Origin of the sequence: Bradyrhizobium sp. STM 3809 (assembly GCF_000239795.1) — a bacterium.
Taxonomy (GTDB): domain Bacteria; phylum Pseudomonadota; class Alphaproteobacteria; order Rhizobiales; family Xanthobacteraceae; genus Bradyrhizobium.
The window spans coordinates 1-3,207 of sequence record NZ_CAFJ01000169.1; the positions used below are offsets into that span (position 1 = coordinate 1).

Below are 3,207 nucleotides of genomic sequence, written 5' to 3' on the forward strand. Positions count from 1 at the left end.
CAAGAGTATACCGAGATACCGATAAAGGACCCGCGATGGCCGCTTCCTTCCCGATGAACGCCTGGTACGCCGCAGCCTGGGACGCCGAGATCAAGCAGGCTCTTCTGCCGCGCACGATCTGCGGCAAGCATGTCGTGATGTACCGAAAGTCCGACGGCACGATCGCCGCGCTCGAGGATGCGTGCTGGCACCGTCTTGTGCCGCTGTCGAAGGGCCGGCTCGAAGGCGACACCGTGGTCTGCGGCTATCACGGCCTGAAGTTCAGTCCGCAGGGCCGCTGCACCTACATGCCCTCGCAGGAGACCATCAATCCCTCCGCCTGCGTGCGCGCCTATCCCGCCGTCGAGCGCCACCGCTTCGTCTGGCTGTGGATGGGCGATCCGGCGCTGGCCGATCCGGCCACCATCCCCGACATGCACTGGAATCACGATCCGGCCTGGGCCGGCGACGGCAAGACCATCCAGGTGAAGTGCGACTACCGCCTCGTCGTCGACAATCTCATGGACCTGACGCACGAGACCTTCGTGCACGGCTCGTCGATCGGCAATGACGCGGTGGCGGAAGCGCCGTTCGACGTCACCCATGGCGAGCGCACTGCGACCGTGACGCGCTGGATGCGCGGCATCGAGCCGCCGCCGTTCTGGGCCAAGCAGCTCGGCAAGCCCGGTCTGGTCGACCGCTGGCAGATCATCCGTTTCGAGGCGCCGTGCACCGTGACGATCGACGTCGGCGTGGCGCCGACCGGGACCGGCGCGCCGGAGGGCGATCGCTCGCAGGGCGTCAACGGCATGGTGCTCAACACCATCACGCCGGAGACCGACAAGACCTGCCATTATTTCTGGGCCTTCGCCCGCAACTACCAGCTCTCCGAGCAGCGGCTGACGACCGAGATCCGCGAAGGCGTGTCCGGTATCTTCCGCGAGGACGAGCTGATCCTCGAGGCGCAGCAGCGCGCGATGGACGAGAATCCGGGACGCGTTTTCTACAATCTCAACATCGATGCAGGGGCGATGTGGGCACGGCGGATCATCGACCGGATGATCGCGCGTGAAACGCCGCTGCGCGAAGCCGCGGAGTGAATGGAATGGCAGAGCGTGACAATGAGCGCTCGATCTCGCAGACCGTCCGGGCGCAGCTCACGCTGCGCGACCTGATCCTGACCGGCGGCTTGCGCCCCGGCGAACGGATCTCGGAGCTGCAGGCGGTGGAGGCCGCCGGCGTGTCGCGCACCCCGGTGCGCATGGCGCTGGTGCGGCTGGAGGAGGAGGGGCTGCTCGAAGCCATTCCGTCCGGCGGCTTCATGGTGAAATCGTTCTCCGAGCGCGACGTGCTCGATTCCATCGAGGTGCGCGGCACGTTGGAAGGTCTGGCGGCGCGGCTCGCCGCCGAGCGCGGCGTCTCCGTGCGCGACACCGAGCCGATGCGCGAGTGCCTCGCCCAGATCGACGAGCTGATCGCGCCGCAGGAGATCTCGTTCGATGCGTTCTCCGCCTATGTCGCGCTGAACGCGCGCTTTCACGCGCTGCTGGCCGAGCTGTCGCGCAGCCCGCCGGTGATCCGCCAGGTCGATCGCGCCAGCGCGCTGCCCTTCGCTTCGCCGAGCGGCTTCGTGATGGCGCAATCGGCGCTGCCGGAGGCGCGGCACATCCTGGTGGTCGCGCAGGAGCATCACCGCATCGTCATCGATGCGATCGAGAACCGCGAGGGCGCGCGTGCCGAGGGAATCATGCGCGAGCATGCCCGGCTCGCCGCGCGCAACCTGCGGCTGGCCGTCAAGGCGCGCGGGCCGATGGATCTCGTGCCGGCTGCCGTGCTGATCAAGGCGTCGAACGCGAGCTGACGGAGACGATCATGCGCTTCCAGGACCATTGGACGACGGCGACGCTGGCGGCGACGCGCGATCTCGCGCCGGGAATTCGCGAGTTCATCCTGCGGCCCGACGGCTATGTCTGCGCGCCCTATCCGGTCGGCAGCCACATCAAGGTGAGCGTCCTGATCGGCGGCCAGCCGGATGTGCGCTCCTACTCGCTGGTCGGCGAGGCCGATCCGCGCGGCTATCGGATCGCGGTGCGCCATGCCGAGGATTCCCGCGGCGGCTCGCGCTATCTGTGGTCGCTGCAGCCGGGCGCCCGGCTCGACGTCGCCAGCCCGACCTCGCTCCTGCAGGTCGACTGGCAGTATCCCCATTATTGCCTCGTCGCCGGCGGGATCGGCATCACGCCGCTGGTCGGTGCGGCGCAGGCGCTGTTGCGCAAGACGCCGAACGTGTCGCTGCATTATGCCGTGAGGTCGCTGGGTGATGCGGCCTATGCCGATGAGCTCGCCGCCGTGCTTGGCGACAGGCTCACGATCTATCCTGCGGATCAGGCGCAGCGGCTGGATCTTGCCGGCCTGTTCGCCAGCCTGCCGGCCGGCACGGCGGTGCTGTTCTGCGGGCCGATGCGCATGCTCGATGCCGCGCGCAGCGCCTGGTCGGCGTGCGGCCGCGCGCCGGCCGATCTCAGCTATGAGACGTTCGGCTCGAGCGGACGGCTCGCGACCGAGCCGTTCAAGGTTCGCCTGCGCGGCTCCGGCAAGGAGATCGTGGTGCCGCGCGACCGCTCGATGCTCGACGTGCTCAATGCCGCCGGTCACGAGGTCATGGCCGATTGCCGGCGCGGCGAGTGCGGCGTCTGCGCGGTGGACGTGGTCGAGGTCGAGGGCGAGATCGACCATCGCGACGTGTTCTTCAGCGCCGAGCAGAAGCATGAGAGCCGCAAGCTGTGCGCCTGCGTCTCGCGCGCCCATGGCGTGGTGACGATCGATACGCTGGAGCGCGCCGACGCGCTCTGAGCCTTGTTGAACCTTGGCCGGCTATTTGTCGGCCAGGTTCACCGGCATTGCCGCCTGCGGCTTGGTGCCGGGCTTGCGGACGCTCTGCTCGGCGGCCACCGCCGCCCGCGCCGCCTTCAGGCGCGCATCGGCGTCCTTGTCGGCGAGCAGCGCGTCGGTGAGGTTGGCCTCCGCGATGTGGGCGGCCTCGACCGCCGCCTTCGCCGCGGCGATCGAGGCCGGGCTCGGATTGGCCTTCGCAAGCGCCTCGGCGGCGCTGCGCTCGGCGACGGCCTTCTCGTTCGCCGCCAGCGCGGCATCGAGATTGGCGTCGGCGATTGTCTCGGCGGCGTCGGCCGCGGCCAGCTCGGCGGCGGCCGGACTGAGCGGCGGCGG

General features: G+C 69.1%; 3 protein-coding genes and 1 pseudogene. 3 read left to right on the forward strand and 1 reads right to left on the reverse strand.

Annotation, left to right across the window (positions count from 1 at the left end; all coding sequences use genetic code 11):
* The first annotated feature begins 35 nt into the window (after positions 1-35).
* From BRAS3809_RS09170 to BRAS3809_RS09180, 3 genes are read left to right on the forward strand one after another with little or no spacing between them, the layout of a single operon-like run.
* Entirely contained in the window at positions 36-1,079 is a 1,044-nt protein-coding gene (locus BRAS3809_RS09170; RefSeq protein ID WP_008961807.1) for an aromatic ring-hydroxylating dioxygenase subunit alpha, read from the forward strand.
* 5 nt (positions 1,080-1,084) lie between these two features.
* Positions 1,085-1,840 carry a GntR family transcriptional regulator gene (locus tag BRAS3809_RS09175; RefSeq protein WP_008961808.1) on the forward strand — a complete coding sequence of 252 codons (756 nt, stop codon included), beginning with the start codon at positions 1,085-1,087 and terminating at the stop codon, positions 1,838-1,840.
* Between the two features lie 11 nt (positions 1,841-1,851).
* Positions 1,852-2,832: a PDR/VanB family oxidoreductase gene (locus tag BRAS3809_RS09180; protein WP_008961809.1), complete on the forward strand. Its 981-nt coding sequence runs from the start codon at positions 1,852-1,854 to the stop codon at positions 2,830-2,832.
* 21 nt (positions 2,833-2,853) lie between these two features.
* Here the strand turns inward: BRAS3809_RS09180 and BRAS3809_RS09185 are convergent.
* A pseudogene (locus BRAS3809_RS09185) lies at positions 2,854-3,207 on the reverse strand (hypothetical protein); the annotation flags it as partial.